A 3,603-nucleotide genomic window follows, 5' to 3' on the forward strand; every position below is an offset into this window, starting at 1 on the left:
ATTAATAATTAAATGGGGTCGCAAAATCAAAAATAAGGGTAATGATTGTATCACAGTTTAAATGTGCAACAGCTTACCATGAAAAAAATTTGCTTCAAAGTGGACTCAAATATATATCTGGCGGAACTTGAGGGTTTTATGCAAATTCGGGAAAATTGTTACATAAGTTTACATTAGCGTTGCCCGATCGCCCAAAGTTACAGCACTTTGCGAGCAAAGCGCTCTTAATTATCTATCTGGGGGAACTTGAGGTTTTTATGCGAATCGCAGGAAATCGTTACATTAGTTTACAGTTGGGTTGCCGATCGCCCAAAAATTCAAAGCCACCCCGCATTTAACTTACTGGTTCAGTTGACTGAAACTATTGTGGGGTGGGGAGGAGAGCCCGCCCAAAGCTGCAATTCAAATAAATACTCCTGAACGCACCGGTGGTCAGAAACCGTTTTTTGCGACAATATTTCGTTACAAACCGCAGAAACGGCAAAAAACCCGGTTTCTTTGGTTTTGATGCGTAAGTCGCGATCGAGAAAAGCTTAGTTGCGCTTGAGTGTTGAAGGCGCTACCTACATTGAATGTACCTGGTGATTTTGGTTCAAACTATTGTGGGGAGTAGGGGTTGGGCATCCTGCCCGCCAAAATCTACAATGTAAATGCAACAAATCTGGCGTTGCGCTTGGATGTTGAAGCGACTTTGTGCTCCGTGCGGGCCCTACAAGTGCGATCGCCCCAGACAATCCCTTATCCCCTACAATAAACAAGCAATTATTATATTTTGAGTTATCCTGTGAGTCCTACTGCCGAAGTCAGCAATACCCTAAATGCGGGCGCTCTACCAACCGTTACCGCTACCGCAGCCCGCCGCGCTGTTTTTCCCTTCACTGCAATTGTTGGCCAGGAGGAGATGAAACTGGCGCTGCTGTTGAATGTCATCGATCCCAAAATTGGCGGGGTGATGATTATGGGCGATCGAGGTACTGGTAAATCTACCACAATCCGCGCCCTCACTGATTTGCTGCCGGAAATTGAGGTGGTGGCTGACGATCCTTTTAACAGTCATCCCACTGATCCTGATTTGATGAGCGATGAGGTGCGCGATCGCACTTTATCTCAAACTGACATTAAAATCGCCCGCAAAAAAGTCCAAATGGTAGATTTACCTTTGGGCGCTACCGAAGACCGAGTTTGCGGTACGATCGACATCGAGAAAGCTTTGTCGGAAGGTGTTAAAGCTTTTGAACCCGGTCTTTTAGCTAAAGCTAACCGTGGCATTCTGTACGTTGATGAAGTCAATTTGCTCGACGATCATTTAGTCGATGTTTTGCTCGACTCCGCCGCCAGCGGTTGGAATACTGTTGAAAGAGAAGGCATTTCGATCCGCCACCCGGCTAAGTTTATTTTAATCGGTTCCGGGAATCCAGAAGAAGGAGAATTGCGGCCGCAGTTGCTCGACAGATTCGGGATGCACGCAGAAATTCGGACTGTAAAAGACCCGAATTTAAGAGTGGAAATTGTCGAACAGCGCTCTAGTTTTGACCAAAATCCGGCGGAGTTTCTCGCGAAATACCAGCGCGAACAAGATGAGATGCAGCAGAAGTTGGTGGAAGCCCAGGAAAGATTGAAATCGGTAACTATCGATCGAGAGTTGCGGGTAAAAATCTCCCAAGTTTGCGCGGAATTGGACGTAGACGGGCTGCGGGGCGATTTGGTGACGAATCGGGCTGCGAAAGCTTTCACGGCCTTGGAATGCCGCACAGAGGTGACTGTGGACGATATTCGCCGGGTGATGACTCTGTGTTTGCGGCACCGGTTGCGGAAAGACCCGCTAGAATCAATAGATTCGGGGTATAAAGTGACTAAAGTGTTCGATCGGGTATTCGGTCTAGAAACAACTGAGGGGTAATTGGTAATTGGTAATTGGTAATGGGTAATTGGTGGTGATGAAACCTTCCCAAATTTTCATACCTAATTCCCATTCCCAATTACTAATTCGGGCAATGGAAAAACGAATTTTAGGATTAGATCCGGGCTTAGCAAATCTTGGCTACGGGGCAATTAGTTGTCAAATTGTCCCTGGCAAACAAGATAAAAACAGCGTTTCCATGATTGATTGCGGCGTCATACAAACCACGCCAAAACAGGAAATGGGGCAGCGTTTGAAAACAATTTACGACGATTTGCACGAGGTAATTGAACAGATTAAACCTGATATAGCAATTGCCGAAAAACTGTTCTTTTACAAGATGGGAAATACCATACTTGTAGCCCAAGCGCGGGGCGTTTTGACCCTAGTATTGGCGCAGTGTGGAGTGCCGCTGTTCGAGTTTACGCCGGCTCAAATTAAGCAAGCTTTGACGGGCCGCGGTAATGCGGATAAATCTGAAGTGCAAGACGCCGTGGCGCGGGAGTTGGAGTTGGGTTACATTCCGAAACCCGATGATGCGGCCGATGCTTTGGCGGTGGCTTTGACTGGTTGGTACGATGATGATATTTGTCCGAAGAAAATAGAGTTGGAAACAGGAAAAATTTAATCTAATCTTTAGTCCGCGAAGGCGGACTTGGTTTGTGTAGTAGCGATTTCAATCGCCGATTCCTAATTCCCGTTCAAATCATCGGCAAATTAAGAACAAATCCGGGCAAGACATCTTCTCCCGATAAACTTACAGGAAATTGTACAATCTCTACTTCGCGAGAAGGGCGATAAATCTCCACTTTTTCGTCTAGAGGATTAATTAACCAACCCAAGCGTAAACCGCTGTTTAGATACTCCTGCATTTTCTCCTGAAGCGGCCGCAGGGGGTCTGGGCGCGATCGCAATTCTATGACAAAATCAGGACAGATTGGCGGAAATTTCTCTTGTTCTTCTGCTGTTAAAGCAGACCATCTTTCTAAGCTAACCCAAGCGGCGTCTGGAGCTCGATAGCCATTATTAGGCAAGCGAAAAATTGTAGAAGAACTAAACACTCTCCCTAGCTGCGTTTTACGGTTCCACAAGCCCAAATCTGTAATTAAATAGGCTTTTCGATTGCCGCTGACTCCGCCTACGGGGGACATAATAATGATTTCTCCTTTAGGTGTCCGTTCAAATTGCCAATCTCGATTCATCTGGCATAAACGGTAAAACTGTTCGTCTGTTAGTTCGACAGTATCTAAGTTTAAAGTAACGGTCGTCATTTTATGATCTTTCCTCTCTTCTCCTCTCTTCTCCTCTCTTCAGTCTTGCGTTGCGCGGACGAAAGTTTGTGCGGTAGGGGCAATCCGTTGCCCTGATTCCAATCGCCGATTAATCTATTTTAGCGCCATTTTATTGAGAATCTTTGTTTTAATGAAAAATTAATTTTTATACAATTCCTAATTTTCTAAGTGCTATTGTCCGGTTTTTCGATGCCAAGTGTAAATCTGGTTTGAATTTTAAGGCTTTGTCGTAGGAGGCGATCGCATCTTCAATCCTGCCTAAATTACCCAGTGCATTGCCCCGATTGAACCAGGCTTCGTCTTTATCTGGTTTGATTTCTAAGGCTTTGTCCCAGGAGGCGATCGCTTCTTCTCGCCTGCCTAAATCATCCAGTGCAAGGCCCCGAATGTTCCAGGCTTCGTGATAATCTG

At 45.7% G+C, this 3,603-nt stretch carries 4 protein-coding genes; 2 read left to right on the plus strand and 2 right to left on the minus strand.

Annotation, left to right across the window (positions count from 1 at the left end; translation table 11 throughout):
• Window positions 1–784: 784 nt before the first annotated feature.
• Together bchI and ruvC are read left to right on the plus strand one after the other, a co-directional pair.
• A complete protein-coding gene (gene bchI / locus QUA00_RS31995) occupies window positions 785–1,900 on the plus strand; it encodes a magnesium chelatase ATPase subunit I (protein ID WP_333412412.1) in 1,116 nt (371 codons plus the stop codon).
• Window positions 1,901–1,994: 94 nt separating this feature from the next.
• Window positions 1,995–2,528: a crossover junction endodeoxyribonuclease RuvC gene (gene ruvC / locus QUA00_RS32000; protein ID WP_333138429.1), complete on the plus strand. Its 534-nt coding sequence runs from the start codon at window positions 1,995–1,997 to the stop codon at window positions 2,526–2,528.
• A gap of 73 nt (window positions 2,529–2,601) precedes the next feature.
• On the opposite strand, the gene QUA00_RS32005 is transcribed toward ruvC, so the two are convergent.
• Together QUA00_RS32005 and QUA00_RS32010 are read right to left on the minus strand one after the other, a co-directional pair.
• Window positions 2,602–3,171 (minus strand): Uma2 family endonuclease, encoded by a 570-nt coding sequence (locus QUA00_RS32005; RefSeq protein ID WP_333412414.1) that lies wholly within the window; start codon window positions 3,169–3,171, stop codon window positions 2,602–2,604.
• 166 nt (window positions 3,172–3,337) lie between these two features.
• A partial coding sequence (locus QUA00_RS32010) for a tetratricopeptide repeat protein (RefSeq protein ID WP_333412416.1) occupies window positions 3,338–3,603 on the minus strand: 266 nt, incomplete at its 5' end.

Source organism: Microcoleus sp. T2B6 (assembly GCF_036700475.1).
Lineage (GTDB): Bacteria > Cyanobacteriota > Cyanobacteriia > Cyanobacteriales > Microcoleaceae > Microcoleus.